This window comes from Bacillus cereus group sp. BfR-BA-01356 (genome assembly GCF_022663635.1).
GTDB lineage: Bacteria > Bacillota > Bacilli > Bacillales > Bacillaceae_G > Bacillus_A > Bacillus_A cereus.
Genome location: NZ_JAKUFX010000033.1, coordinates 19416 through 46042 on the forward strand (window position 1 = coordinate 19416; position 26627 = coordinate 46042).

Below are 26627 nucleotides of genomic sequence, written 5' to 3' on the forward strand. Positions count from 1 at the left end.
CTCATAATGAGGGCTCGCATTTTTTTATTCAGAAATATTGAAAATTCTATTTTTCAGTATTTAAAATGAATTTACCTACGATAGCTGCGAAGATACCACCAAGAATTGGTGCTACGATGAATACCCATAGTTGAGAAAGTGCTTCTCCACCAACAAATAAAGCTGGTGCGATACTACGAGCTGGGTTAACAGATGTTCCAGTTAATGGAATTCCTAATAAGTGAATTAAAACTAATGTGAAACCAATTACTAGTCCAGCTAAAGAAGAACTTCCTTTTTTACCTGTTACAGCAACGATAACTAAAATAAATACGAAAGTTAAAATGAACTCAACTAAAAATGCTCCAGATAAACCAAGAGTTCCGAAACCATTTTGTCCTAAATTATCTAAAGGTGTTTTAGCAGATTTTAAAATTGTTACTAACGTTGCAGTTCCTAATAAACCACCTAAAATTTGAGCTAATACATAATAACAAAGTTCCATAGCGTTCATTCGTTTGTTGATGAACATAGCTACTGATACTGCTGGGTTAATGTGACATCCAGAAATTGTTCCGATGCTATATGCCATAGCTACAATAGATAGACCGAAAGCCATAGCGATTCCTAATGTTCCAATTCCTTCAATTCCGCCGCCAGTGACAGCTACTCCAGTTCCGAATAATACAAGTACAAATGTACCAATAAATTCAGCGATTGCTTTTTTTAACATAATTTACCTCCTATTAATGCGCATGAAACGTATTATAACATAAGTTTTAGTATAAACAGCCAATGAAATACTATTCTGATAAGGCGAAATAGGGGGACAATAAAAAAGAGTATGGTTCATCTCTATAGAACCATACCCTTTTTTTATGCCGATTTTTTCTGTTTAACGACTGGAACAGAACGGTTTAAAATACTATTTGCAACCATTCCTAACATGATAATAATCATTCCGATGAGAGAAAGTCCTTCAGGGAGTGAACCATTTAAGAAAATGATTTCTCCAAGTACGGTAAAGACCATCGTTCCAGCTTGTGTTGCTTCAACAGCTCCAAGTAGAGCGAGGTTATCTTTTGCTAAGTCAGTAGCAAAGAAAAATGTCATCGTTGCAATAACGCCGGAACATAACGCTAACAAAAATCCTTGAAGCATTTGGTTGGATGTTGGAATGCCAGTAGTAGAAAATCCGTATATACCAAGCAAGATTGTTATAGGAAGACTTCCAATTGCCATTCCTAATACACGTTGGAACGTATCAAGGCGTCCACCAACAAGCTCCATCATTTTTCGGTTACCGAACGGATATAAGAAAGCGGCTAATACGACAGGTAAAAAACCTGAAATGAACTGAGTCATTGTAATATGGCCTGCGGCAGTTGCTTGCATACAAATTACACCAAGTAAAATAAATAATGCAACATATAAGCTACGAAGTGGAATTTTTCCGCGTACAAGTTTCGTACCTGATTTTGTTTCTATTTTCACGAAAAATAGTGGTGATAGTAGTAAACCAGCTAAAATCGTAACTTGCCAAGTTCCAGCAACGAGCCAAGCTGGAGAAAAGACAGCTGCGAAACTTAATAAAGAATAAAAACCAATACCGGCAACAGAACCCCATCCGATCCATGCCAATGGATGTTTTTTTAACTCTTCCCATAATTCCCTAAAGTTTTTGCGAAATAAAACGATAAGGAATAAAATAGGAAGAGCAAATAAAAAACGGAAGGAAGCTGTCCAAGCCCAGCTCGTTCCAGATACATTCATTGCTCTATTAATAATAAAGGTTGCAGAAAAAAAGGCCGATGATAAAAGACCTAATAAAATTGCGCGCATGAAGTATAGCACTCCTTTCGGAAATAAATAATTATGTATAGTATGATATACTTTTATTTATTAAAAGTAAACTATTTTATACTTTAAGGTGGTTTTATATATGAAAGAAAATGACGATATGCAAACGAAAGAAGTCATTCAACAAGTTGGACAGTTATTGAGACAAATTCGAAATGAACAGAAATTAAGTTTAGAAGAATTAGCCCATAAAACAGGAGTTAGTAAATTAACATTAGGAAAGATCGAAAGAGGGGAAACAAATCCGACACTAGCTGTCATTTGGAAAATAACGAAAGGGTTATCAATTCCTTTATCCAGATTAATGGTTGTTGGAGAACCTGTAGCTGTTGCACGCTGTGGAGAAGGATTTGCAGTAGATGAAGGACAAGCGTGGCATTTAGAAACGATGTTCCGTTATACGAAAGAAACAGGGATGGAAATGCACCGTGCTTGTTTACGATCAAATAGTATATATGAGCCAGAAGCTCATCATGAAGGTGCGATTGAGCTTGTAACGGTAATGAAAGGGAAAGTGTCTATTCAAGTGGAGAATGATGTATACGAATTAAATGAGTTTGATTCCATTCAATTTGAAGCGAATAAGAAGCATATTTATAAAAATGAAGAAGAAGAAGTGGCGGTATTACATTTAACGATGAAATATTCTTCATGAAAAAATCACCTATAGGATTCTATAGGTGATTTGCTCTTCTTAAGTATGTGAAATAATGCCGTTAGTACGAACGTGGCATAAGTAATAAACAAATGAAATAAACTAAAAATCCTGTCCCAAAACATAAAACAGCAATAACCCAAATGATACGAATAAGAGTAGAGCTAATATCAAAATATTCTCCTAAACCACCACATATACCAAATAGCATTTTATCAGTTTCGGATTTACATAACTTTTTTGACATATTCCAATCAACTCCTTTTTATATCAAACTGCATACTTTTATTCTATATGGAAATTTATGAGAAGACTATGGGGTTGTATTACATTTTTTTGCGAGAAGGGATCGTATTAATTGTCTTAATTTTCAGTGGATATTAAACTTGTAGTTATGAGGTGATTTTTAATAAAGGGTGGGGAAATAGAGATGACAGTATATTGGTTGACTAACGTAATGCTTGAATCAGGATATACATATGAAGAAGAGAGAATTTCACAAACAGAAACAGAATTATGCAGTTTACTTATTGAAGATGGTCGAATTAAAAAAATTATAAAAGGGATTGTTCAAGAGGAAGATATAGTAACTTTTGATGCTAAGAACTTATTAATGTTGCCAGCTTTCAAAGAGATGCACATTCACATTGATAAAACATATTATAGTGGCCCATGGAAAGCTTGTATGCCAGCAGAAAGTATTTTTACACGTTTTAATGAAGAAGAAAAAATTTTACCAAAGCAATTAGCGACTGCCCAAAATAGAGCGGAAAATATGCTAGAGTTACTACTGCAAAATGGTGCAACGAATATTAGAACGCATTGTAATGTTGATCCAATTATTGGGCTTGGTAATTTGGAGGCGACGTTAGCGGCATTAGAAACATATAAAAATCGAGTGTCTAGTAGAATTGTTGCGTTTCCGCAACATGGATTATTGCGCAGTAATTCTGTGCAACTCGTGAAAGATGCGATGCGTATGGGTGCTCATCTAGTCGGAGGAGTAGATCCAGCTACAGTAGATAATGACATTGAAAAGTCATTACATACAATTATGGATATCGCAGTAGAATTTAATGCGGATGTTGATATTCATTTGCACGATGCGAATAATCTTGGAACGTTTACGATGAAGAGATTGGCAAGTTTAACAGAAGAAGCAGGATGGCAAGGCCGTGTAACGATTAGTCATGCACTTGGACTTGGTGGTGTTACTGATAAAGAGGCTGAAGAAGTGGCAGAAAGACTCGCAAATGTAAATATTGATATTACTTCAACGGTGCCAATTGGTAAACAAGTAATCCCAATTCCGTTATTAGATAAAAAAGGTGTTAAGGTTTCATTAGGCAATGATAGCATTACAGATCATTGGTCACCGTTTGGAACAGGTGATATGCTTCAAAAGGCGAATCGATTAGCAGAGCGTTTTGGGTGGAGTGACGAAAGGTCTTTAGGAAAAGCACTCCGCTTTATTACAGGAGGAAAAGAAACGTTAAATAAGGAAGGGAAACGAGTATGGCCGAATGTAGGGGATGAAGCGAGCTTTGTTTTGACGAATGCGACATGCGCTGCTGAAGCAGTAGCACGTCAAACAGAAAAACGTTTAGTCGTGTATAAAGGAAATATTGTTGTTGGAAGTTTAAATGAGGTGGAATTAAATAATCTTGTGTAGAAGAATCGTTTAAATATTTTGAGGAGGGTTCTAATGGTGAGTATAGAACTCTTCTTTTTTATTCTTACAATATATTTTTATAGGAAAGCTAGAAGGGATGAAAAAATTGGACAATCAACATAACCAAAATCATATTATGGGAACTTTGCAATGGTTTATATTTTTATTAGCAAATTCAATCGCACTACCAATTGTCGTTGGCGGATTATTTCATCTTACGACGGAAGAAATATTTTATTTAATGCAGCGTACGTTTTTGGTAGTTGGTATATCTTCTTTTTTACAAGGATGGCTTGGGCATAGACTGCCAATTGCGGATGGGCCGGCTGGATCTTGGGTTGGTGTATTTACCGTACTTGCTTATGCAACGGCTGGACAAGATCAATTACATAGTACACTGCAAATTTTAGAATTAGGAATGATAATCTCCGGTGTTATTCTAATAGGATTAGGAGTAACTGGTTTTATAGGACGTATTTTATTTTTATTTACGCCGCTTGTGACAGGGACGTTTTTACTTTTATTATGTTTACAATTAAGTGGTGTATTTTTAAAAGGAATGTTAGGAATTACAGCTACTATTTCTCAAATCGACGGATTTACAGCAATGATCGCGTTTAGTATATTTCTGTTCGTTATTATACTATCTAATTTTGGACAAGGCTTTGTCAAAAGTTATGCAGTTTTAATAGGATTAATTAGTGGGTGGGTTATTTTTCTCATTGCAGGAAAAGTGACAATCCCATCTCAAGTAACTCATTTTGTGCAACTTCCACATATATTTGCTTGGGGACTTCCAAAATGGAATACAGGTATGGCTGTATCAAGTTTTGTTATGGTATGTATTTTAGTTTCGAATACGGTGGCAGCTATTATAGCAATTAATCAAGCAACTATTCATAAAGCGACTATTGAACAAAAACAGTTGAAAGATGGAACATGGGTTGGAGGGATTTCGCATATCATCTCTTCTGTATTTTCAACTGTAGGTGTCGTTCCGTTACCAGCAACGGCAGGATTTATACGTTTAACAAAACAAAAGTATATACGATCGTTCTTAATGGCATGTGCGTTACTAGTCGTAATGTCTCTTTTTCCAAGTATTATTCGTTACTTAGCATCTTTACCATCAGCTGTCGCATCGGCTGTTTTAATGGCTTCGTTCGTACAGTTAATTGGAATTGGATTTAATAATATAAAACAAGTGCCGATGAGTGAAAGGAATGTGACGATTTTAGGCGTTGCAGTATTATTTGGCAGCGGCGTTATGTTTTTACCGTCTGGAGCACTCCAATCCTTGCCGTCTGTTATGCAATATATATTCGGTAATGGTTTATTTGTAGGTACGGTTGTAAGTATATTGCTAGAACAAATATGGCGCGTTGGAAATTAAGTGGATAAAAAGAGTGTACGCACTGTATAAAAGTCTAAAATAACATAGGAAATAAAGCCCATTTTCATTCACCACCTGCACATTTCGTTCATACAATATCTTGACTAAATAAACACCCAACTTACACATACACAGCTCTGGCTTAAGCAAGGAGGGTTATACCAGTTGAAGGAAAAAGCGTATCAATCTAAACCTTTACTCACAAAGAGAGAGAGAGAAGTATTTGAATTGCTGGTTCAAGATAAAACAACGAAGGAAATTGCAGGTGAACTTTTTATAAGTGAAAAGACAGTTCGCAACCACATCTCAAACGCAATGCAAAAGCTAGGGGTTAAAGGACGTTCACAAGCAGTTGTGGAGCTTCTTCGTATGGGAGAGCTCGAATTATAAGAAAGCAGCCGACTTTTATATAAAAGTCGGCTATTTTTTTGTTTGCTTCACTTGCTATATGAATGATAAAAACGTTTCATACATAAATAGGTAATAAGGAGGGGATATGTTGAAAAGGATACTGTTAGTTTCAACAAGTGCTCATGATATGAATGGACACCCGACTGGTTTGTGGCTTGAAGAGCTCGCAGCTCCTTATCATGTATTAAAAAAGGCTAAGTTTGATGTTGATATTGTGTCAATAAAAGGCGGGAGAGTACCTATAGATAGAGTGTCTATTCCGAATGGTATACCTCGCGAATTCAAGCATGTAGCTTCTTTATTGCAAAATACGAGGCCGATTTCAAATGTTCATTTTTCGGATTATGATGCGGTTTTATTTGGTGGTGGGCACGGGGCGATTGTAGATTTTCCAGGTAATCCATATGTAGCAAATTTGATTGAGAATATGTATAACAATAACCGGATTGTAGCGGCTGTTTGTCACGGAGTAAGCTCTTTAGTCGGTGTGAAAAATAAGGATGGCTCGTTTTTTGTTGCGGGTAAGCGTATAACAGGTTATACAAACGATGAAGAAAGAGCTGTACATTTAGAAAAGCGCGTTCCGTTTTTGCTAGAAAGTAAGTTGAAAGAAGAAGGAGCTTTGTTTTATGTAGCCCCCAATTTTACGCCGCATGTAGTAGTAGATGGTCATTTAATTACAGGACAAAATCCACAGTCTAGCGTGGAAATAGGTAAGGCTATAAAAAGGGCTGTAAATAAATTATAGAAAAAGTACCCGCTACTAACAAAGGTAGTGGGTATTTTTATCCCTCTATTTTCCAGGTAGTAGGACCGCGATTGGTGAGGGCTAATAATCAGTGGGGGATGAACAAAACTCCCACTGATTAAAGTTTCACTTTATTCTAAAATTCCCGCCTCAAAATTGGTTTTTAACCGTCCAGTTGGTAATAATTGATTATAGTTTTTTATGTATAGTATATGAAAATGTAATAAACTAAAAAGGCATAATGAGTATAATAACTTCATTTATAATCATTCGTGAATTTGCTATACTATTTTGTATGGACAAAAGGGGAGGCTCTTTTAAATGAGAAAAGTCGCATGTGCAAATACTTATATTAATAAAATAAAGCCCATTATTAGAAAGACAAGTTTTAGCCAATTGAAAATAGATGAAATTGCGAAATATATGGATATTAGTAAAGCTACTTTATATAAACGTTTTTCTTCGAAAGATGAAATTATTGAGGCGGTAGTAGAGGATTTCATGAACTATCTACTCGAAGGTGATGCGGATAATCAAGATGAAAGTATGTCATTTACAGAACGTTTCCAAAAGACGTTTATCCATTCTTTAAAATGTGTGACATATATTTCGGATGTTTTTTTGCAAGATTTGAAAGAAGCATATCCGCATTTGTCGGATCAATTAGTCGCTGCCCAACAAAATCGTAATCATAATTTGCAAATGTTTTTTGAAGCGGGTATGGAACAAGGTTATTTTAATAAAATGAATGCACAATTATTTATGGTACAAGATGATGTGATGTTAAGACGTATTATAGATCATTCTTTTTGTATTCAGTACGATATTACGTTAAAGAAAGCGATACTTGATTTTTATCAATTAAAGAAGTATCAACTTTTTAAACCAGAGTATATAGAAGCAATTGATGATTCTGAAATTGAAAAAGAAGTTATTGCTATTTTGCAAATGATTTCGTAAAAAAGCAGATCTCCCTTAATAGAGGAGAATCTGCTTTTTTAGTACATATTATTTTTGCAACTGCTTTAATACTAATTCGGCTACTGGACCACCTGAAGCTGGGTTTTGACCAGTGATAACACGATTATCTTCTAGAGCATAAGCTTCCCACGGTTGCGCGGCTTTTTCGTAAAGTCCTCCATTTTTAATGAGTTCATCTTCTGTTAAAAATGGAACGAATTGATCTAATTCAGCTAATTTTTCTTCTTCATTTGAAAAGCCTGTTACCTTCTTACCGCTAATTAAACGATCCCCATTGCTTAATGTAATATGAAATAAACCAGCAGCTCCATGACAAACGGAAGAAACAATTCCGCCGTTTTCATAAATATTGCGGCTAATATTTTGAAGTTCTTTATTTTCTGGGAAGTCCCAAATAACCCCGTGGCCACCTGCGTAATAAATAACAGCGTAGTCTTCTGGATTCACTTCACTTGGTTTCATTGTAGAACCGAGGCGATTCATAAACTCTTTCTTTTGATACCATTCCCAATCGATGCTCTCCGCCATTGCTAAACTATGTGGATCAATTGGTGTATAACCGCCTTGTGGACTGACGTAATCAACTTCGTAACCCGCTTCTTCTACTTTTTTTACGAAATGTACAGCTTCACCAAGCCAAAGTCCGGTAGCCCTATTTAAATTTGGATATTTTTCTACGCTTGTTAATACAACTAACATTTTTCTCTTCATCATAATCCTCCTATAATGTCTCTTCTATATAAAAGTTCTGTATGCGTTTCGTTTTATTAAGTTAAAAAATGTAAATTTGAATAATCATGCCAGTCCTCCTTATATCGGCTTCGAAATTAGTGTATAATAACTTTTGAACAAAATAAACTAAAAAGGCTTAATTAGTTTACTTTGTATATTTTTTCGTTGACAAACTGTAATGCTGAAACTATGATAGTTCCATGAATATCGAACAACATACGTGTTTCGTTTCGAATTCAATTTACCCCGCATTAACGGGCAGTAAGACCCCCATCTCAAAATTCAGCGGAAGCAAAGAAGTTAGGTGGGGGGTGGGCTGCCCGTAAAAGCCCGATTGGTGAGGGCTAATAATCAGTGGGGGATGAATACAAACCTCACTGATTAAAGTTTCACTTTATCGCGCGATAAATTAGCAACTTTTACACATTTAATGAAGTTGTTTAGTGGTGATACAACATTTAAATAACTTCATTTTTTTATCTATAGTTTGACAGTTTTAAAATTGCAATCAGGAGAGTGTTACACATGGGGAAAGATATAAGAAACCATTCGAAATGGTTTGTTTTTACATTATGTTTTATTGTTTTGTTAGGACCGATGAACGCTGTGTTATTTAATGTAGCGCTAGAGGATATTGCCAATGATTTATCAATTAGTCAATCGAAAGTAAGCTGGGTTGTAGTAGGGTATTCCTTAGTTGTCGGTATTGGTTCGATAATATATGGAAAGCTGGCTGATCGTTACAGTGTAAAAAGACTATTAATTATTTCTATTATCATATTTGTAGCTGGTTCTATTGTTGGATTTGTGAATCAATCTTATGAAATTATCATTTTCGCAAGGTTAGTGCAGGCGAGCGGGGGAGCAGCGTTTATTGCGCTTAGTATGATTGCGTTGGCGAAATTAGTTGCTCCAGCTAAAAAACCAGGTGCGTTAGCAATGATTAGTTCTTCTATTGCATTAGCGGTTGGTATTGGACCTTTAGTAGGTGGGGCAATTACAAATACGTTAGGGTGGCCGTATTTATTTTTATTTATGGTTATTTCAATGATTGGTATTTTCTTACTCGTAAAATTTATGCCAGAAGAGGCGCGACATACAGATGAAGTGTTTCGCTTTGATTTCATTGGAGCAGTTTTATTATTTGTATTGATTACGACCATTTTATTAGGAGTTAATATTAATAGTGGGCTTTTTGTGTTATCTGTTGTTTTTCTATTTTTATTTAAGGCTCATATGAAGAGAACAGAGTCGCCGTTTATTGATATTGAGTTATTTACAAATAAACCATTACTTCGTTTAATAGCGGTCGGATTTATCATTAATGTGGCGTTATGTGCTAGTTTATTATTATTACCATTACTGTTAGGAAGAGGACATGGATTGTCTCCATTCGTTATTGGAATTGTATTGTTTATTGCATCTCTCTTTGATATTGTATCTAGTTTTATTACCGGAAAGATTATTCCTTCGTTTGGGAATGTGAAGATGATGTATGTAGCTTCTGTAGTTATGATCATTGGCTTTTTAATTTTAGGGATTATTCCGGACGGGAACTTACTCTTTATTTTATTTGCGGTTATTTTAACATTTATGAGTTATTCGGCAATTCAAGTATCATTAAACACATTTATCCCGAAAACATTAAATCCAGCTAAAGTTGGAGTCGGTCTTGGTTTATATAATTTAATTAACTTTTTCGGTATGGCATTTGGACCAGCTGTAGCGAGCAAAATTATGGAATCTACAAATAGTTATCGATTGAATTTTATTTTGATCGTCATTTTAATTGCTGCTCATTTCTTCTTATTAATGGGAATGTCTTCTTTTCAAAAAAAGATGGAGCAATGAATATGCACTTTATATAGAAGAAACCGACTTTCTTATAGAAGGTCGGTTATTTTTCTATCTTGCAAATTACGAAAAAAAGGAGCAAAATAAAAAAGGTCCTAGTCTATACATGGGAAAATGAAAATTTTCATACAGAAGCATTTGAAGTGAGCGAACTTAAAGTGTGTAAAATATAATGATAAACATAAAAGATGATGAATGAGAAAACGGGTGATGAAGTTGAATAGAGCAATCGGTGTTATCGATTCAGGAGTTGGCGGTTTAACAGTAGCGAAGGAATTAATTCGTCAGTTGCCGAAAGAGCGTATCATATATTTAGGAGATACAGCACGTTGTCCTTATGGTCCACGTTCTCGAGAAGAAGTACGTCAATTTACGTGGGAAATGACAGAGCATTTACTAGATTTAAATATTAAAATGTTAGTTATTGCGTGTAATACAGCAACTGCAGTTGTATTAGAAGAGATGCAAAAACAATTACCAATTCCAGTAGTAGGAGTTATTCACCCAGGATCACGTACAGCTTTAAAAGTGACAAACACGTATCACGTTGGGATTATTGGAACGATTGGAACGGTGAAAAGTGGTGCATACGAAGAGGCGTTAAAGTCTATTAATAACCGTGTTATGGTAGAAAGTTTAGCTTGTCCACCTTTCGTTGAACTTGTAGAGAGTGGGAATTTCGAAAGTGAAATGGCGTATGAAGTTGTAAGAGAAACGTTGCAACCACTGAAAAGTACCGATATTGATACACTTATATTGGGGTGTACACATTATCCGATTTTAGGACCTGTTATTAAAAAAGTAATGGGAGATAAAGTGCAACTAATTAGTTCTGGTGATGAAACAGCACGTGAAGTAAGTACAATCTTATATCATAGTAAAATGTTGAATGAAGGAGAAGAACAAAGCGATCATCTCTTCTTAACAACAGGAAAAATAGGCTTGTTTAAAGAAATTGCATCAAAATGGTTCGGTCAACCGATTGAAAATGTGAAGCATATTCATTTAGAAAAAGAATAATAGTAGAATTTATATAAGTGAGCTCCTGAGAAATCAGGAGTTTTTGTTTTATCTTGCTATTTGCTGGGGAGTAAGACCCCTGTTGATTAAAGTTTCAATTTATAAGAGGCGCAGCTTGTTCTAAAACGTGAAACAGCTCGTATACATAATAGTACAAACTTAGATTTTAGGGGGGAATGGCATGCCTAAATCCACTTTTAAATGGGTTGTTGGTGCTACTGTGAGTGCTGTTTTACTAACAGGGTGTGGCTTTATAAATCAAGAGAAAGCAACTGAACAAATTGATCCGCCAAAACAAGTTACGTATACAGAGGGTGGGAAGAAAGAAGTAGCTAAAAAAGATAAGCAAGGGCAAATGGTAAATAGAGAACTATACCTTGTTGATAAAAATGGTTATGTTGTACCACAAACGTTAGCTATACCTACTCCGAAAGCAAATGAGACTGTGAAGCAAACGTTAGAATACCTTGTGAAAGATGGACCGGTAACGAATTTATTACCGAATGGGTTTCGTGCAGTCATTCCGGCGAATACAACGATGACCTTAGATTTGAAAAAGGACGGAACGGCAGTTATTGATTTCTCTAAAGAAATGAAAAACTATGCGAAAGAAGAAGAGCGTCAAATCGTTGAATCTATAGCTTGGACGTTGACGCAATTTACAGAGATAAAACAAGTGCAGTTCCAAATAAATGGTGAGAAATTGGCAAAGATGCCGGTTGGTGGTACACCGCTTGGTGAAGGAGTGAGCCGTGCAAATGGTATTAACTTCGATGATGAACAAGTAGCAGATGTAACAAATACAAAACCAGTCACACTGTATTTTATGGCGCAAAATAATAATAAACAGCAATACTACGTACCAGTCACACGCCGCGTTGCGGAAGGTAAAGAAAATGACTATGCAACAATTATAGATGAACTTGTAAAAGGTCCGATCCATCAATCGCTCCTGAATGATTTTAATCCAGGCGTTAAGCTTATTACGAATCCGAAATTACAAGACGGAAATCTTACATTAAACTTTAATGAAAATATATTTGTAAACCCAGATAAAAATATGATCTCAAATTACGTATTGAAGTCGTTAGTTTTATCTTTAACAGAAAAGAAAGGTGTGAAAAATATTTCTATTGAAGTGAATGGAAAAGCAAATCTTATAGATGAAAAGGGCGGAAAGTTAATAAAACCTGTAGATCGTCCAGAAAACGTGAATACAGGTAGTTTTTAATCGTCAATAATTTGATATACTTAAGTAAGAAAGAGGAATTGCTTTTTGGGTTCCTCTTCTTTTATTGTATACATATCATACATTTAAATTTGGCTATACTAACAAGTAGTTATGAGGAGGTTATTTTTATGCGAGTAGATGGTAGAGAGAAAACAGAATTACGCCATATACATATTCATACGAATTATTTAAAACATCCAGAAGGATCAGTGTTAATTGAGGTTGGGGATACAAAGGTAATTTGCTCAGCGACAATTGAAGAGCGTGTCCCGCCATTTATGCGTGGAGAAGGAAAGGGCTGGGTAACAGCTGAATATGCGATGATTCCACGTGCGACAGAACAACGTACAATTAGGGAGTCAAGCAAAGGGAAAGTAACAGGACGTACAATGGAAATCCAGCGCTTAATAGGACGAGCATTACGTGCGGTAGTTGATTTAGAAGCGCTTGGCGAGAGAACAGTTTGGATTGACTGTGATGTCATCCAAGCAGATGGTGGAACGAGAACAGCTTCTATTACAGGTGCATATGTAGCGATGGTATTAGCTTTCGAGAAATTATTACAAGCAGAAAAAGTATCTAAAATTCCAGTAAAAGATTATTTAGCAGCAACATCAGTAGGAATTGTTGAAGAGCAAGGTGTTGTTTTAGATTTAAACTATGCAGAAGATTCTAAAGCAGACGTTGATATGAATGTAATTATGACTGGAAAAGGTCAGTTCGTTGAAGTGCAAGGAACTGGAGAAGAAGCGACGTTTAGTAGAGCGCAGTTAAATGAATTACTTGATGCAGCAGAACAAGGCATTTTCCAACTGATTGATATGCAAAAAGAAGCGTTAGGTGACATCGTATCTCATATAGAGTAGAGGTGGAAAGTATGAAACAAGTTGTTGTAGCGACAAAAAATATGGGGAAAGTACGTGAATTTGCTGAGTTATTTGAGCGATTTGATTTAGAAGTGAAATCATTACACGATTTTCCTCATATTGAAGAAGTCGAAGAAACTGGTGAAACATTTGAAGAAAATGCGATCTTAAAAGCGGATAGTTTGAGTAGACAGTTGAATGCAATTGTAATTGCGGATGATTCAGGTCTTATTGTAGATGCGTTAAACGGGAAACCAGGCGTGTATTCAGCTCGTTTTGCTGGAGAGCCAAAAGATGATCAAGCGAATATTGATAAAGTTTTACAAGAATTAAATGAAATACCGTTTGATAAGCGTAAAGCTCGCTTCTACTGTGCATTAGCAGTAGCTTTCCCTGAAGGTGATAAAAAGCCTGTCATTGTAAACGGGACATGTGAAGGATTTATTTTAGAACAACGCCGCGGAGAAAATGGCTTTGGATACGATCCGATCTTTTATGTGGAAGAGTACAAAAAAGCAATGGCGGAATTAAGTTCAGATGAAAAAAATGCTATTAGTCACCGCGGACGTGCTCTTCGTAAGTTAGAAGAAAAAATCCCGGAATGGTTTTTAGGAGAATAAGGGAGAGAGAATGATGAAAGCTTTAATCGTAAGCGATAGTCATAGCTCTGTGAAGGAATTACAGCAGTTGAAAGAGAAGTATGAAGGGAAAGTAGATATCATGATTCATTGCGGTGATTCAGAGCTAACATCTGCTCATGAAGAACTGCAAGGTTTCCATGTTGTAAAAGGAAACTGTGATTATGCTAACTTTCAAGATGAAATTGTAACTGATGTAGATGGAATTCGCTTCTTAGTTGTGCATGGACATCGCCATAATGTGAAAATGACATTACAAACGCTAGCGTACCATGCTGAAGAAGTGGGAGCACAAGTTGCATGCTTCGGACATTCTCACGTATTAGGTGCGGAATTAATCGAGGGCGTTTTATTTATTAATCCAGGCAGTATTTTATTACCACGTCAGCGTGTAGAAAAGACATTTGCTTTATTAGAAATGGATGAAAATCAAATGGAAGTTCGTTTTGAAACGTTAGACGGACAACTAGTTGAACAGGCAGTTTTTAAAAGAGGATAAGAAAATTTATCCTCTTTTAAAAAAGGTGTTGACTTTATGTGTGGTTATACATATAATAAATATTGTCGATAGGGCAACGGCGCTAACGAAGAAAAGAAAATAACATATGCGGGTGTAGTTTAGTGGTAAAACAAGAGCCTTCCAAGCTCTGGTCGAGAGTTCGATTCTCTTCACCCGCTCCATGTCCCAGTAGCTCAGCCGGATAGAGCATACGCCTTCTAAGCGTACGGTCGGGAGTTCGAATCTCTCCTGGGACGCTAAAAAAACCTTGTTATCTTTTGATAACAAGGTTTTTTGTTTGGGTTATAAGTGTAGTTCATGCTTAATATTTGCGACCTTTCCTTTGATATTAAGCAGTTGCATATGTACTTCTTTTTCTTAAATAAAAAGAGGACCATTTATGCGCCCTATTCCTCTTATTTAATTTAAAGAATCAATAGGTTTATGATGGAACTCAAATCCATATCCAGATTCTCTTAATTGTTTACTTACAATATTATAAAACTCTTTACCATTCTAGTACGATTGAGCAGCAGTTATCGGAACTTATCCCTGTGAGTGTGTTACAATTAATAGAAGCGGAAAACGAGAATCTCCAATTGACTGGACCTGTGATTGGTTAGATGGTTTAAGAAGGTCGTATAAAAAAGGGAGATGGCGCAAAGATGGCGAGATCAAATGAGAATGATTTAACGGAGAAATTGGCAGAAGGCCACCGAAAATATGGTGATGGCAATTTTACAGTACAGAACATCGGTGATGAAACTAACCCGAATTGGACTGTCGTAAAAAATGTGAGGAAGGGATCGGCAGGCATTCGCGAAGGAGAAGATATATTAAGACTGCGATCAAAATATATAAAATAGTACGGAAATGGGCGGAGCGGGAGTTCGAATCTCTCCTGGTACGCTACAAAAACCTTGTTATCTTTTGATAACAAGGTTTTCTGTTTAGTTATTAATAAACTTCTCAAATACAAAACCATAATCTTTCACATTATATTGTTTCTTCGTATCAACAAGCCAGTTAAAGGCAATCTCGTTCATTTCTTTAAATTGCTCTGCTAAATTTACTTGTGCGTTTGAAATGCGGCTAAAGGCATTAGATGCCATATCTAAACTTTTATGTGCATATTGTAATGTAATATCGTTGTCGTATGAAATTTCTTCGATTTTAAGTAAAGCCTTATATAAATCTTTTAATTCTTCAATATGTTTTTTATGAACATCAATTGAGTAATGTTCATCGCCCATTTGAAACTTAATTTCTACATCTAAATCAATCGTTCCTGCAGTTTCAAGTGCTACGTTTTTAATTTGATATTTGCTATAACTAAAGCGGCGTAGTGTACGTTTTTTACTTGTTGCGCTTGTACCGTCTAAGTGAATTAACCCTTTGTTTGTGAAGCAATATTCATCTGATTTCGATTTAATTAGAAAGTAAATTTTCTCCCCATCTTCATGCATTACATAATCATCGGCATCGACCTTATCATAGTCTTTAGGTGTAATAACAGAACCTACATCGCTTAGTCCTAATACATCTGCGGCCATTTTTTTAAACATATATAATCCCCCTTGTAAATTAAATTCTTAATTGTACAAAAATATATTAACATGATTTTCATCCTTTGTTTTCTTGTAATACGAAAATATCTGAAGGTAAGTTAAGAAAAGTAATGAATAATTATTTTGATCCTAAATTATTTAGTAAATCTATTAGTTTAAGATTGGATTCTCCGAAAAATAACCAAGAGAAAAAAGTTAATTTTGCAAGTGATTATAGAGAAATTCCGTGAAAGCACCTCAAGCTATGTGAGGTGTTTTTCTATCCTCTTTTGAAATCTTACAATTCTGTAAGGTAACTGTAAGGTAGTTCGATGGTAACAAATTGCTAATCTTTTATAATGAAGATAACAACGATAAAACGAGGAGGCAGAAATGATGAAAGGATTAGTTGTAACGGGCTTAACGGTTGCTTTTGGATTTGTAGCGTATGAGAAATTAACGTATGTAGTTGATGTTGTGAAACATTTGATTGCTTAGAGAAAACAGCCATGAGAGGGAAAGGGAATGAGTGAATGAATGGAATGGTTATTTGGAATTATAGGTACTTGTAGTGTAGTGTTATTGTTCTTTGTCCCAAGTGGTATACTTAGTTCGACAACAAGTTTGTTCTTCTTAAGTTTGTTTGCTTGTACGATGCTTATTATTATGTTTTTAATGAAGCGAAGTAAACCAATCTTCTATTTTAGCATGATTGTTATGGCAATTATTGTTCTCCAAATTATTACCCTTGTAATATACCCCACAATTATAAAAGCTTTCCATTAATGATGAATCCTCTGCGTTTGTTGCTGGGGATTTTTATTTGTACAATTTTAATTTTTAGTAGAGATTTATTCGTATTGGAATGTAAAAATTAAATATTTTCATATTTCAAACAAATAATTTGGGGATGTTGTGTTCTCATTACGCATTTGATATATTTACTTTGAACATAATTAAAATCAAGAAAAAGAGGCGGACGTATGGATAAAAAAGAAAATACGGTCGTATTGTTTCCGCAGCTATCAGAGCGCTATATTGATGAAGGTTTTTTAGCGTTGAAAGAGCGGAAGTTCGAAGATGCATTGCGCTGCTTTGAAATATTACGTCAGTATAATGCGGAAACGGAACAAACGGAATTAGCTTCAGTTATTTGTTTACTCGAATTAAAACGTATGGAAGAAGCGAAAGACAAATGTGAACAGTTGCTTAAAACAGGAGTTGTCTTATTTGGTGATATTCTTGAAACGTACGTGACTATTTTAGTTCAAACAAATGATTATGAAGGTGTTATTGAAACTGTTGAAAAGGTTTTACAAACGAATGATATAATGCCTGATCAAAAGGAAAAATTAGCGCAGCTTGCTTTATTTGCAGAAGGTATGCTAAATGAGGGAGACGCATCGCTAGTGGATTCAAATTTTGAGTTGAATGAGTTTACTAATGAAATTTTTGGAGAAAACTTTGGACAGAAGCTAAGAGCGATTCAGCGACTTTCATTAAAAGACTTAGATCTTGCATTACCTGTTTTAAAGAAATTTTTAATAGATGAAGAGCAACACCCCTATTTGAAAACTTCTATTTTGTATAAAATGATAGAAAGTCAGGTAGAAGAGGAAATAGAGGTAGAAAAGTTTGGGAATACGATTAAGGTAATTCCAGCATTTACAGGTCATAATGAGGAGCAATCCAATAACATTATACATAAATTATCAAGTCGATTAGAGCAAAATTATCCCGATATATTTGAAGCGATGGTTACATATTGGAAAGAATTGCAAATTAGCATTTTCCCATTCGCTCTATTAATGGATAAAGAAGAGATTTGGTCAGCTGTTTTAGAGAGAATTGGAAGAAAGCGTTTCGGATTGGCTATTGATGAAGAAGAGCTTATGGCAGCATACAATATCGAATTGGAAGAGTTTCATATTGCCTATCAATGGTTATTACGTGTTGAAAGAGAAGGATATTTGCCCGTATAATTATGAAAAAGAATCGTTCAGTTCTTGAAACGAGCATATTCTATGTTATAATGTAAGGGTTGCAAAAGGCAGAAAACTGCCTGTTTGTAAGAGAAGAGAAGTGTAATTCTCTTACTTAATATGTTTCATATTATTCTCGAACAAAATATACCGTAGTTGTCTTCTGGGCAATTAGTAGATTGGAACATTATATCTGAAAGCTTTTGCTAGAGGATTATTTGTGTATTTGTTATTTCAAAAAAGAGATAATGAAGATCTTAATCTATAGAGGTATGTGCATACATTATTATAGTTGGAGGGAAAGAATAAATGTCTACAAAATGGGAAAAATTAGAAGGTAACGTTGGCGTTTTAACAATCGAAGTTGATGCTAAAGAAGTAAACAACTCTATCGACGCTGCGTTCAAAAAAGTAGTAAAAACAATTAACGTACCAGGTTTCCGTAAAGGAAAAATGCCTCGTCCATTATTCGAACAACGCTTTGGTATTGAATCTTTATACCAAGATGCTTTAGATATCATTTTACCAAAAGCATACGGTGAAGCGATTGAAGAAGCTGGTATCTTCCCAGTTGATCATCCTGAAATCGACATCGAGAAGTTCGAAAAAAATGCTAACCTTATCTTCACTGCAAAAGTTACAGTGAAACCTGAAGTTAAATTAGGTGAGTACAAAGGTTTAGCAGTAGAAAAAGTTGAAACAACTGTAACTGACGAAGATGTAGAGAACGAATTAAAATCTTTACAAGAACGTCAAGCTGAACTAGTTGTTAAAGAAGAAGGAACTGTTGAAAACGGTGATACAGCTGTAATCGACTTCGAAGGTTTCGTTGATGGCGAAGCATTTGAAGGCGGAAAAGGCGAAAACTACTCTCTAGCAATCGGTTCTGGTACATTCATCCCAGGTTTCGAAGAGCAAGTAATCGGTCTTAAATCTGGTGAGTCTAAAGACGTTGAAGTATCATTCCCAGAAGAGTACCATGCTGCTGAATTAGCTGGCAAACCAGCAACATTCAAAGTAACAATTCACGAAATCAAAACAAAAGAACTTCCTGAGTTAAACGACGAGTTCGCTAAAGAAGCAGACGAAGCGGTTGCAACTCTTGATGAATTAAAAGCAAAACTTCGCATAAACTTAGAAGAAGGCAAAAAGCACGAAGCTGAGCACAAAGTACGTGACGAAGTAGTAGAATTAGCTGCTGCTAACGCTGAAATCGAAATTCCAGAAGCTATGATCAACACTGAGTTAGATCGTATGGTTCGTGAATTCGAGCAACGTTTAAGCCAACAAGGTATGAACCTTGAGCTTTACTACCAATTCACAGGTACTGATGCTGACAAATTAAAAGAGCAAATGAAAGAAGATGCACAAAAACGTGTAAGAATCAATCTTGTTCTTGAAGCTATCATTGAAGCTGAAAACATCGAAGTTACTGAAGAAGAGGTAACTGCAGAAGTTGAAAAAATGGCTGAAATGTACGGTATGCCAGTAGACGCTATCAAGCAAGCTCTTGGAAGCGTAGACGCTTTAGCTGAAGATCTTAAAGTGCGTAAAGCTGTAGACTTCTTAGTAGAAAACGCTGCATAATAAAATAACAAGGCACGATTAAAATCGTGCCTTGTTTTATAAATATAGAAATATATTTATAAAACTTTTCGATGGAGAAGGAAAAGTTCCTTTACAAGTCGAATATACATATTTCAAAAGTTTTAAAAATTTTTTATTTGTACATAACTAGTCATATTATTTGTATTTCTCGCCACGTAGTGACATAATATGTATTTACATACGATACATTTATCGTGTACATACGAAGGCAAGAGGTTAGCACTTTGTAAGGGGTGTGAAAATATGTTTAAATTTAATGATGAAAAAGGGCAATTAAAATGTTCTTTCTGTGGTAAAACACAAACGCAAGTTCGAAAGTTAGTGGCAGGTCCAGGTGTTTACATTTGTGACGAGTGTATCGAACTTTGTACTGAAATTGTACAAGAGGAGCTTGCGAAGGACGAAGAAGTAGAATTCAAAGATGTACCGAAACCGGTAGAAATTCGTGAAATCTTAGATGAGTATGTCATCGGGCAAGATAGCGCGAAAAAAGCACTAGCGGTAGCGGTATATAACCATTACAAACGCATTAATTCTAACAGCAAAATTGATGATGTAGAATTAGCGAAGAGTAATATCGCACTTATCGGGCCAACAGGTAGTGGTAAAACATTACTGGCACAAACTTTAGCGCGTATTTTAAATGTTCCATTTGCAATCGCGGACGCAACATCTTTAACAGAAGCTGGATATGTTGGGGAAGATGTAGAAAATATCTTACTAAAATTAATTCAAGCAGCTGATTATGATGTAGAGAAAGCGGAAAAAGGAATTATTTATATTGATGAGATTGATAAAGTGGCACGTAAGTCCGAAAATCCATCAATTACACGTGATGTATCTGGTGAAGGTGTGCAGCAGGCACTTCTGAAAATTTTAGAAGGTACTGTAGCAAGCGTTCCACCTCAAGGTGGTCGTAAGCATCCGCACCAAGAGTTTATTCAAATTGATACAACGAACATCTTATTCATTTGTGGTGGAGCGTTTGATGGCATTGAGCCGATTATTAAACGTCGCCTTGGTGAAAAAGTAATTGGATTTGGTTCTGAGAAGAAAAATGCTGATGTAAATGAGAAGCATGTTTTATCTTACGTATTACCAGAGGATCTTTTAAGATTTGGTTTAATTCCAGAGTTTATCGGTCGTCTTCCAGTTATTGCGAACCTAGAGCCACTTGATGAAGATGCTCTTGTTGATATTTTAACGAAACCGAAAAATGCACTTGTTAAGCAATTCCAAAAATTATTGGAGCTTGACGATGTTGAGTTAGAGTTTGAAGAAGGTGCACTAATCGAAATTGCGAAAAAAGCAATTGAACGTAAAACGGGTGCTCGTGGACTTCGTTCTATTATTGAAGGCTTAATGCTTGATGTAATGTTCGAACTTCCATCTCGTAAAGATATCGAGAAGTGTATTCTTACAAAAGAAACAGTAGCTGATAATGAGCCGCCAAAATTGGTGTTACAAGACGGTACTGTACTTGATACAAAAACATCTGCATAATGAGAAAGGGAAACAGCAATTTTTATAATTGCTGTTTTTCTTTATGTTTAGCTACGTTCCTCCGCGGAAATACTAAGAGATAAAATATTGCGGGAGGAAATAAATAATGAGCTGGACAAATATATTTTTAGTTGTTCAACTTGTTTTTGGTGTAATTGTCGGATTGTATTTCTGGCATTTACTTCGAAATCAACGAACACAAAAAGTTTCAATTGATCGAGAATCGAAAAAAGAATTAGAACAGCTTCGTAAAATGCGTGAGATTTCTTTAACAGAACCGCTAGCAGAAAAGGTGCGTCCTACAACCTTTTTAGATATTGTAGGGCAAGAGGACGGAATTAAGTCGTTAAAAGCGGCTCTTTGTGGTCCGAATCCGCAACATGTAATCATATATGGCCCGCCAGGTGTTGGGAAAACAGCGGCAGCACGTCTTGTATTAGAAGAAGCGAAACGAAATCCTAAATCTCCATTTCGTACGAATGCAACATTTATTGAACTTGATGCGACAACAGCTCGGTTTGATGAACGTGGTATCGCAGACCCTTTAATAGGTTCGGTGCATGATCCGATTTATCAAGGTGCTGGGGCGATGGGGCAAGCAGGTATTCCGCAACCGAAAAAAGGTGCTGTAACAGATGCACATGGTGGTATTTTGTTTATTGATGAGATTGGCGAGCTCCATCCGATTCAAATGAATAAAATGTTAAAGGTGTTAGAAGATCGAAAAGTATTTTTAGAAAGTGCGTACTATAGTGAAGAAAATACGATGATCCCAACATATATACATGATATTTTCCAAAAAGGCTTACCGGCAGATTTTCGCTTAGTTGGAGCAACGACACGTTCGCCAGAGGAAATTCCTCCTGCTATTCGGTCACGTTGCTTAGAAGTATTTTTCCGTGAATTAGATACGGAAGAAATTCAAAAAGTAGCGAAAAATGCCGCGGAAAAAGTGGAAATGCAAATAGGTGAAAATGGTATTGAAATGATCGGGATGTATGCAAGGAATGGACGAGAAGCGATTAATCTCGTGCAAATCTCTGCTGGTATGGCGATAAATGAAGAACGTTCTTTCATTAAGGATGAAGATATAGAGTGGGTTGTTCACTCAAGTCAGCTTACACCGAAATATGAAAAGCACATTTATCCGATTCCAAGGATTGGTCTTGTAAATGGTCTTGCTGTATACGGACCAAATACAGGTGCGTTATTAGAAATTGAAGTAACAGCAATCAAGGCGAAAGATAAAGGATCGGTAAATGTTACCGGAATTGTGGAAGAAGAAAGTATTGGTAGTCAAACGAAATCGATTCGTCGTAAAAGTATGGCGAAAGGCTCTGTTGATAATGTATTAACAGTACTTCGTTCTTTAGATGTGTTGCCAGAAGGATATGATATACATATTAATTTTCCAGGTGGTATCCCAATTGATGGACCTTCTGCAGGAATCGCTATGGCAACAGGTGTATATTCTGCGGTGCACCGCACGTATGTAAATAATGAAGTAGCGATGACAGGGGAAATAAGTATACACGGAGAAGTAAAACCTATTGGTGGCGTGTACGCAAAAATAAAAGCTGCGAAAAAAGCGGGAGCTAAGAAAGTCATTATTCCTGCTGAAAATATGCAACCATTTTTGTATACGATCAAGGGAATTGAAATTATTCCTGTCCGTAAGTTAAAAGAAGTATTTGAGTTAACGTTTATGCAAGAAAATATGCATAGAGAGCTAGATGTACATACTCACGTAGACGAAACAGATGCACAATCTATGTAAAAATAAACAATAATAAAATTTGCCAGACTTCGTTTAAGTTTGTATGCTTAATCGGAGTCTTTTTTCTTTTCGTGAGGTAGAAAAACAAGCTATTTACAATTGCGCGGAATCTCAGCAATTGCATCTAGGTGTATTGTAATATAAAATAGTTGAACAGGAGTTTAATTTATTATGGAGGTGCTATGTCTAGTATGAATACGAACGAAAGAATCGTGCCCCTCCTACCATTAAGAGGCGTTCTCGTATATCCAACGATGGTTTTGCATCTTGATGTAGGACGTGATAAATCGATACAAGCACTAGAGCAGGCGGCAATGGATGAAAATATCATCTTTTTAGCAATGCAAAAAGAAATGAATATCGATGATCCGAAAGAAGATGACATATATAGTGTAGGTACGGTGGCGAAAGTGAAGCAAATGTTAAAATTGCCGAACGGTACGCTTCGTGTCCTTGTGGAAGGTTTACATAGAGCAGAAGTAATAGAGTTTATCGAAGAAGAAAATGTAGTACAAGTGTCTATTAAAACGGTAACTGAAGAAGTAGAAGATGATTTAGAAGAGAAAGCTTTTATGCGTACGTTACTGGAGCATTTCGAACAATATATTAAAGTCTCGAAAAAAGTTTCAAATGAAACATTTGCAACGGTAGCTGATGTGGAAGAACCAGGGAGATTAGCTGATCTAATTGCTTCTCACTTGCCGATTAAAACGAAGCAGAAACAAGAGATTCTAGAGATTGTATCTGTAAAAGAACGATTACAAACACTTATTTCAATTATTCAAGATGAACAAGAGTTACTTAGCCTAGAAAAGAAAATTGGGCAAAAAGTGAAACGTTCCATGGAGCGCACGCAAAAAGAATATTTCTTACGTGAGCAAATGAAGGCGATTCAAACTGAACTTGGCGACAAAGAAGGCAAGGGCGGAGAAGTAGAAGAACTTCGTGAGAAAATTGAACAGTCAGGAATGCCGGAAGAAACAATGAAGGCTGCGCTGAAAGAATTAGATCGTTATGAAAAGTTACCAGCAAGTTCTGCGGAGAGTGGTGTTATTCGCAATTATATTGATTGGTTATTAGCGCTTCCGTGGACAGAGGCAACAGAAGATATAATTGATCTTGCTCATTCGGAAGAGATTTTAAATAACGATCATTACGGTCTTGAAAAAGTGAAAGAGCGTGTACTTGAATATTTAGCTGTACAGAAGTTAACGAATTCATTAAAAGGACCTATCCTTTGTTTAGTAGGCCCTCCTGGGGTCGGCAAAACTTCGTTAGCGCGTTCAATTGCAACATCATTGAATCGTAACTTCGTCCGTGTATCTCTTGGTGGTGTGCGTGATGAATCTGAAATTCGTGGTCACCGCCGTACATATGTTGGAGCAATGCCAGGACGCATTATTCAAGGTATGAAAAAGGCGAAAACAGTTAATCCAGTCTTCTTATTAGATGAGATTGATAAAATGTCTAACGATTTCCGTGGAGATCCATCAGCGGCATTACTTGAAGTATTAGATCCAGAACAAAACCATAACTTCAGTGATCATTACATTGAAGAACCATATGATCTATCAAAAGTTATGTTTGTAGCAACTGCTAATACACTTTCAAGTATTCCAGGTCCATTACTTGACCGTATGGAAATCATTTCGATTGCTGGCTATACAGAACTTGAAAAAGTACACATTGCTCGTGAGCATTTATTGCCGAAACAATTAAAAGAACATGGCTTACGAAAAGGTAATTTACAAGTGCGTGATGAAGCGCTGCTTGAGATTATTCGTTATTATACACGTGAGGCTGGTGTTCGTACGCTAGAGCGCCAAATTGCAAAAGTTTGCCGTAAAGTAGCGAAGATTATCGTTACAGCAGAACGTAAACGTATCGTTGTGACAGAGAAAAAGATTGTTGATTTACTTGGTAAACACATATTCCGTTATGGGCAAGCTGAAAAAACAGACCAAGTTGGTATGGCAACAGGTCTAGCTTACACAGCAGCAGGCGGCGATACACTTGCCATTGAAGTTTCTGTAGCGCCAGGAAAAGGGAAACTAATTTTAACAGGGAAACTTGGGGATGTTATGAAAGAATCAGCACAAGCTGCGTTTAGTTATATACGTTCTCGTGCAGAAGAGCTTCAGATCGATCCGAATTTCCATGAGAAAAATGATATTCATATTCACGTTCCAGAAGGAGCAGTTCCAAAAGACGGACCGTCAGCAGGTATTACGATGGCAACGGCACTTATTTCTGCGCTAACAGGTATTCCTGTAAGTAAAGAAGTGGGTATGACAGGTGAAATTACACTTCGTGGTCGTGTATTACCAATTGGTGGTTTAAAAGAAAAAACATTAAGTGCTCACCGCGCAGGCTTAACAAAAATTATTTTGCCAGCAGAAAACGAGAAAGATTTAGATGATATTCCAGAGAGCGTAAAAGAAAACCTTACGTTTGTGCTTGCATCTCATTTAGATGAAGTATTGGAGCACGCATTAGTAGGAGTGAAACAATGAAAGTAACAAAAGCAGATATTGTAATTAGTGCTGTTAAACCAGAACAATATCCAGACAGTGATTTACCAGAAATTGCATTAGCAGGTCGTTCAAATGTGGGGAAGTCTTCCTTTATTAATAAAATTTTAAATCGTAAAAAGTTAGTACGTATTTCTTCTAAACCAGGAAAAACGCAAACGCTGAACTTTTTCTTAATCAATGAGATGATGCACTTTGTTGACGTTCCAGGTTATGGATATGCGAAAGTATCTAAATCGGAGCGCGCTGCATGGGGGAAAATGATTGAAACGTACTTTACAACGCGTGAACAATTAGACGCAGCTGTATTAGTAGTTGATTTACGTCACCAACCAACAAGTGATGACGTGATGATGTATGATTTCTTAAAGCATTATGAAATCCCAACAATTATTATTGCGACGAAAGCCGATAAAATTCCGAAAGGGAAATGGCAAAAGCATTTAAAAGTTGTAAAAGAAACGCTTGCTGTTGAAATTGGCGATGAAATTGTTCTATTCTCTTCTGAAACAGGACTTGGAAAAGAAGAAGCGTGGAAAGCAATTCATAAATTTACAAAAACAAAAAACGCGTGACGAATGTCGCGCTTTTTTGTTTTGCTAAATTTTTTAGCGTACGTTTAATGTAACTTCAATATTTCCTCGTGTTGCTTTCGAGTAAGGACATACACCGTGAGCCGCTTCCACAAGTTCTTGTGCTTCGCTATGTGAAACGCCAGCCACATGTACATCAAGTACAGCAGATAGGCCGAAACCACCATCTGTATCTTTTCCGATAGAAACGTGAGCAGTTACTTCTGTACTTTCTACTTTCACACGTTTTGTACGAATGACAAGTTGTAATGCACTATCGAAACAAGCTGCATAACCAGCTGCAAATAGTTGTTCTGGATTTGTTGCTTCTCCGCCTGCACCACCTAGTGCTTTCGGCATTTTTACATCAAGATTTAATATGCCATCATCTGAAACTACTTTCCCATTTCTTCCACCTGTTGCTGTTACTGAAGCAGTATATAATTTATCCATATTTATTCCCCTCGTATATTAATATTTAAGCCCTATCTCAGGCTTAGTTTTACTCTCTAATAAGAGTCCAGTAATAAAGAAAATACTTGGACGTCTCAAGATATTTCTAGATAAT

At 36.1% G+C, this 26627-nt stretch carries 26 protein-coding genes, 2 tRNA genes and 1 pseudogene; 22 read left to right on the forward strand and 7 right to left on the reverse strand.

What is annotated here, in order from left to right; translation table 11 throughout:
- Positions 1-46: 46 nt before the first annotated feature.
- Positions 47-712: an aquaporin gene (locus MR168_RS13850; RefSeq protein ID WP_000913213.1), complete on the reverse strand. Its 666-nt coding sequence runs from the start codon at positions 710-712 to the stop codon at positions 47-49.
- Between the two features lie 143 nt (positions 713-855).
- Positions 856-1821 (reverse strand): DMT family transporter, encoded by a 966-nt coding sequence (locus MR168_RS13855; protein WP_001201624.1) that lies wholly within the window; start codon positions 1819-1821, stop codon positions 856-858.
- A gap of 100 nt (positions 1822-1921) precedes the next feature.
- On the opposite strand from MR168_RS13855, the gene MR168_RS13860 reads away from it, so the two are divergent.
- Positions 1922-2494, forward strand: coding sequence for a helix-turn-helix domain-containing protein (locus tag MR168_RS13860; protein ID WP_242291391.1), 573 nt, complete (start codon positions 1922-1924; stop codon positions 2492-2494).
- Positions 2495-2555: 61 nt separating this feature from the next.
- Here the strand turns inward: MR168_RS13860 and MR168_RS13865 are convergent, their stop codons facing one another.
- Complete coding sequence (locus MR168_RS13865) at positions 2556-2741, reverse strand: PspC domain-containing protein (protein ID WP_000038411.1); 186 nt, start codon at positions 2739-2741, stop codon at positions 2556-2558.
- A 183-nt stretch (positions 2742-2924) separates the two neighbouring features.
- Here MR168_RS13865 and MR168_RS13870 point away from each other — a divergent pair, with 183 nt between their 5' ends.
- The 5 genes from MR168_RS13870 to MR168_RS13890 all read left to right on the forward strand — a co-directional run bounded on the left by MR168_RS13870 (position 2925) and on the right by MR168_RS13890 (position 7678).
- Complete coding sequence (locus MR168_RS13870; RefSeq protein WP_000219564.1) at positions 2925-4166, forward strand: amidohydrolase family protein; 1242 nt, start codon at positions 2925-2927, stop codon at positions 4164-4166.
- 97 nt (positions 4167-4263) lie between these two features.
- Positions 4264-5559: a purine/pyrimidine permease gene (locus MR168_RS13875; protein ID WP_002024861.1), complete on the forward strand. Its 1296-nt coding sequence runs from the start codon at positions 4264-4266 to the stop codon at positions 5557-5559.
- A gap of 165 nt (positions 5560-5724) precedes the next feature.
- Positions 5725-5949 carry a spore germination transcription factor GerE gene (gene gerE / locus MR168_RS13880; protein WP_000659484.1) on the forward strand — a complete coding sequence of 75 codons (225 nt, stop codon included), beginning with the start codon at positions 5725-5727 and terminating at the stop codon, positions 5947-5949.
- Between the two features lie 106 nt (positions 5950-6055).
- The gene (locus MR168_RS13885; protein ID WP_000919610.1) at positions 6056-6718 is read left to right on the forward strand and encodes a type 1 glutamine amidotransferase domain-containing protein; all 663 of its coding nucleotides are present in this window, start codon (positions 6056-6058) and stop codon (positions 6716-6718) included.
- A 321-nt stretch (positions 6719-7039) separates the two neighbouring features.
- Positions 7040-7678: a TetR/AcrR family transcriptional regulator gene (locus MR168_RS13890; protein WP_001233006.1), complete on the forward strand. Its 639-nt coding sequence runs from the start codon at positions 7040-7042 to the stop codon at positions 7676-7678.
- Positions 7679-7726: 48 nt separating this feature from the next.
- Here MR168_RS13890 and MR168_RS13895 read toward each other — a convergent pair whose 3' ends face one another.
- The gene (locus tag MR168_RS13895; RefSeq protein ID WP_000823848.1) at positions 7727-8410 is read right to left on the reverse strand and encodes a type 1 glutamine amidotransferase domain-containing protein; all 684 of its coding nucleotides are present in this window, start codon (positions 8408-8410) and stop codon (positions 7727-7729) included.
- Positions 8411-8956: 546 nt separating this feature from the next.
- Between MR168_RS13895 and MR168_RS13900 the strand changes: the two genes are divergently transcribed.
- The 8 genes from MR168_RS13900 (at position 8957) to MR168_RS13935 (ending at position 14796) form a co-directional block, all read left to right on the forward strand.
- Complete coding sequence (locus MR168_RS13900; protein ID WP_242291392.1) at positions 8957-10282, forward strand: MFS transporter; 1326 nt, start codon at positions 8957-8959, stop codon at positions 10280-10282.
- A gap of 213 nt (positions 10283-10495) precedes the next feature.
- Entirely contained in the window at positions 10496-11305 is an 810-nt protein-coding gene (racE, locus tag MR168_RS13905; RefSeq protein WP_000774005.1) for a glutamate racemase, read from the forward strand.
- A gap of 181 nt (positions 11306-11486) precedes the next feature.
- Positions 11487-12536 (forward strand): spore germination protein GerM, encoded by a 1050-nt coding sequence (gene gerM / locus MR168_RS13910; protein ID WP_001126748.1) that lies wholly within the window; start codon positions 11487-11489, stop codon positions 12534-12536.
- A gap of 128 nt (positions 12537-12664) precedes the next feature.
- Positions 12665-13402 (forward strand): ribonuclease PH, encoded by a 738-nt coding sequence (gene rph / locus MR168_RS13915; RefSeq protein ID WP_001261765.1) that lies wholly within the window; start codon positions 12665-12667, stop codon positions 13400-13402.
- Positions 13403-13413: 11 nt separating this feature from the next.
- Entirely contained in the window at positions 13414-14022 is a 609-nt protein-coding gene (locus tag MR168_RS13920; RefSeq protein ID WP_000815939.1) for an XTP/dITP diphosphatase, read from the forward strand.
- A gap of 13 nt (positions 14023-14035) precedes the next feature.
- Positions 14036-14539, forward strand: coding sequence for a metallophosphoesterase (locus tag MR168_RS13925; protein ID WP_000645511.1), 504 nt, complete (start codon positions 14036-14038; stop codon positions 14537-14539).
- A gap of 108 nt (positions 14540-14647) precedes the next feature.
- Positions 14648-14721, forward strand: a tRNA-Gly gene (locus MR168_RS13930).
- Between the two features lies 1 nt (position 14722).
- A tRNA-Arg gene (locus MR168_RS13935) sits at positions 14723-14796 on the forward strand.
- Positions 14797-14959: 163 nt separating this feature from the next.
- Here the strand turns inward: MR168_RS13935 and MR168_RS33900 are convergent.
- Positions 14960-15052 (reverse strand): annotated as a pseudogene (locus MR168_RS33900) (DUF6572 domain-containing protein); the annotation flags it as partial.
- Between the two features lie 152 nt (positions 15053-15204).
- Here MR168_RS33900 and MR168_RS13940 point away from each other — a divergent pair.
- The gene (locus tag MR168_RS13940) at positions 15205-15405 is read left to right on the forward strand and encodes a hypothetical protein (protein ID WP_000124460.1); all 201 of its coding nucleotides are present in this window, start codon (positions 15205-15207) and stop codon (positions 15403-15405) included.
- 84 nt (positions 15406-15489) lie between these two features.
- Here the strand turns inward: MR168_RS13940 and MR168_RS13945 are convergent, their stop codons facing one another.
- The gene (locus tag MR168_RS13945) at positions 15490-16104 is read right to left on the reverse strand and encodes a PH domain-containing protein (RefSeq protein ID WP_000473869.1); all 615 of its coding nucleotides are present in this window, start codon (positions 16102-16104) and stop codon (positions 15490-15492) included.
- Positions 16105-16623: 519 nt separating this feature from the next.
- On the opposite strand from MR168_RS13945, the gene MR168_RS13950 reads away from it, so the two are divergent.
- The 7 genes from MR168_RS13950 (at position 16624) to ysxC (ending at position 26062) form a co-directional block, all read left to right on the forward strand.
- Complete coding sequence (locus MR168_RS13950) at positions 16624-16872, forward strand: hypothetical protein (protein ID WP_001983650.1); 249 nt, start codon at positions 16624-16626, stop codon at positions 16870-16872.
- A 197-nt stretch (positions 16873-17069) separates the two neighbouring features.
- Positions 17070-18068: a hypothetical protein gene (locus MR168_RS13955; RefSeq protein ID WP_242291393.1), complete on the forward strand. Its 999-nt coding sequence runs from the start codon at positions 17070-17072 to the stop codon at positions 18066-18068.
- A 309-nt stretch (positions 18069-18377) separates the two neighbouring features.
- Entirely contained in the window at positions 18378-19655 is a 1278-nt protein-coding gene (gene tig / locus MR168_RS13960; protein ID WP_242291394.1) for a trigger factor, read from the forward strand.
- A 264-nt stretch (positions 19656-19919) separates the two neighbouring features.
- A complete protein-coding gene (gene clpX, locus MR168_RS13965) occupies positions 19920-21179 on the forward strand; it encodes an ATP-dependent protease ATP-binding subunit ClpX (RefSeq protein ID WP_242291395.1) in 1260 nt (419 codons plus the stop codon).
- A 106-nt stretch (positions 21180-21285) separates the two neighbouring features.
- Positions 21286-22956, forward strand: coding sequence for an ATP-dependent protease LonB (gene lonB / locus MR168_RS13970; RefSeq protein ID WP_000119170.1), 1671 nt, complete (start codon positions 21286-21288; stop codon positions 22954-22956).
- Positions 22957-23138: 182 nt separating this feature from the next.
- Positions 23139-25469: an endopeptidase La gene (lon, locus tag MR168_RS13975; RefSeq protein WP_000097285.1), complete on the forward strand. Its 2331-nt coding sequence runs from the start codon at positions 23139-23141 to the stop codon at positions 25467-25469.
- Positions 25466-26062, forward strand: a complete 597-nt coding sequence (gene ysxC, locus MR168_RS13980) for a ribosome biogenesis GTP-binding protein YsxC (RefSeq protein WP_000869116.1) — start codon at positions 25466-25468, stop codon at positions 26060-26062. The genes lon and ysxC overlap by 4 nt, the downstream gene beginning before the upstream one ends.
- Positions 26063-26095: 33 nt before the next feature.
- On the opposite strand, the gene MR168_RS13985 is transcribed toward ysxC, so the two are convergent.
- The gene (locus MR168_RS13985) at positions 26096-26512 is read right to left on the reverse strand and encodes an organic hydroperoxide resistance protein (RefSeq protein WP_000359781.1); all 417 of its coding nucleotides are present in this window, start codon (positions 26510-26512) and stop codon (positions 26096-26098) included.
- Between the last annotated feature and the right edge of the window lie 115 nt (positions 26513-26627).

Excerpts from the sequence above, each read along its gene's own strand:
- tig (WP_242291394.1), top strand. The coding sequence starts at position 18,378 with ATGTCTACAAAATGGGAAAAATTAGAAGGTAACGTTGGCGTTTTAACA.
- MR168_RS13865 (WP_000038411.1), bottom strand. The coding sequence starts at position 2,741 with ATGTCAAAAAAGTTATGTAAATCCGAAACTGATAAAATGCTATTTGGT.
- MR168_RS13945 (WP_000473869.1), bottom strand. The coding sequence starts at position 16,104 with ATGTTTAAAAAAATGGCCGCAGATGTATTAGGACTAAGCGATGTAGGT.
- MR168_RS13920 (WP_000815939.1), top strand. The coding sequence starts at position 13,414 with ATGAAACAAGTTGTTGTAGCGACAAAAAATATGGGGAAAGTACGTGAA.
- MR168_RS13955 (WP_242291393.1), top strand. The coding sequence starts at position 17,070 with ATGGATAAAAAAGAAAATACGGTCGTATTGTTTCCGCAGCTATCAGAG.
- MR168_RS13925 (WP_000645511.1), top strand. The coding sequence starts at position 14,036 with ATGAAAGCTTTAATCGTAAGCGATAGTCATAGCTCTGTGAAGGAATTA.
- MR168_RS13890 (WP_001233006.1), top strand. The coding sequence starts at position 7,040 with ATGAGAAAAGTCGCATGTGCAAATACTTATATTAATAAAATAAAGCCC.
- MR168_RS13850 (WP_000913213.1), bottom strand. The coding sequence starts at position 712 with ATGTTAAAAAAAGCAATCGCTGAATTTATTGGTACATTTGTACTTGTA.
- clpX (WP_242291395.1), top strand. The coding sequence starts at position 19,920 with ATGTTTAAATTTAATGATGAAAAAGGGCAATTAAAATGTTCTTTCTGT.
- racE (WP_000774005.1), top strand. The coding sequence starts at position 10,496 with ATGAAGTTGAATAGAGCAATCGGTGTTATCGATTCAGGAGTTGGCGGT.
- ysxC (WP_000869116.1), top strand. The coding sequence starts at position 25,466 with ATGAAAGTAACAAAAGCAGATATTGTAATTAGTGCTGTTAAACCAGAA.
- MR168_RS13900 (WP_242291392.1), top strand. The coding sequence starts at position 8,957 with ATGGGGAAAGATATAAGAAACCATTCGAAATGGTTTGTTTTTACATTA.
- MR168_RS13950 (WP_001983650.1), top strand. The coding sequence starts at position 16,624 with ATGGAATGGTTATTTGGAATTATAGGTACTTGTAGTGTAGTGTTATTG.
- MR168_RS13885 (WP_000919610.1), top strand. The coding sequence starts at position 6,056 with ATGTTGAAAAGGATACTGTTAGTTTCAACAAGTGCTCATGATATGAAT.
- MR168_RS13855 (WP_001201624.1), bottom strand. The coding sequence starts at position 1,821 with ATGCGCGCAATTTTATTAGGTCTTTTATCATCGGCCTTTTTTTCTGCA.
- gerM (WP_001126748.1), top strand. The coding sequence starts at position 11,487 with ATGCCTAAATCCACTTTTAAATGGGTTGTTGGTGCTACTGTGAGTGCT.
- lonB (WP_000119170.1), top strand. The coding sequence starts at position 21,286 with ATGAGCTGGACAAATATATTTTTAGTTGTTCAACTTGTTTTTGGTGTA.
- MR168_RS13940 (WP_000124460.1), top strand. The coding sequence starts at position 15,205 with ATGGCGAGATCAAATGAGAATGATTTAACGGAGAAATTGGCAGAAGGC.
- rph (WP_001261765.1), top strand. The coding sequence starts at position 12,665 with ATGCGAGTAGATGGTAGAGAGAAAACAGAATTACGCCATATACATATT.
- MR168_RS13875 (WP_002024861.1), top strand. The coding sequence starts at position 4,264 with ATGAAAAAATTGGACAATCAACATAACCAAAATCATATTATGGGAACT.
- MR168_RS13895 (WP_000823848.1), bottom strand. The coding sequence starts at position 8,410 with ATGAAGAGAAAAATGTTAGTTGTATTAACAAGCGTAGAAAAATATCCA.
- lon (WP_000097285.1), top strand. The coding sequence starts at position 23,139 with ATGTCTAGTATGAATACGAACGAAAGAATCGTGCCCCTCCTACCATTA.
- MR168_RS13985 (WP_000359781.1), bottom strand. The coding sequence starts at position 26,512 with ATGGATAAATTATATACTGCTTCAGTAACAGCAACAGGTGGAAGAAAT.
- MR168_RS13860 (WP_242291391.1), top strand. The coding sequence starts at position 1,922 with ATGAAAGAAAATGACGATATGCAAACGAAAGAAGTCATTCAACAAGTT.
- MR168_RS13870 (WP_000219564.1), top strand. The coding sequence starts at position 2,925 with ATGACAGTATATTGGTTGACTAACGTAATGCTTGAATCAGGATATACA.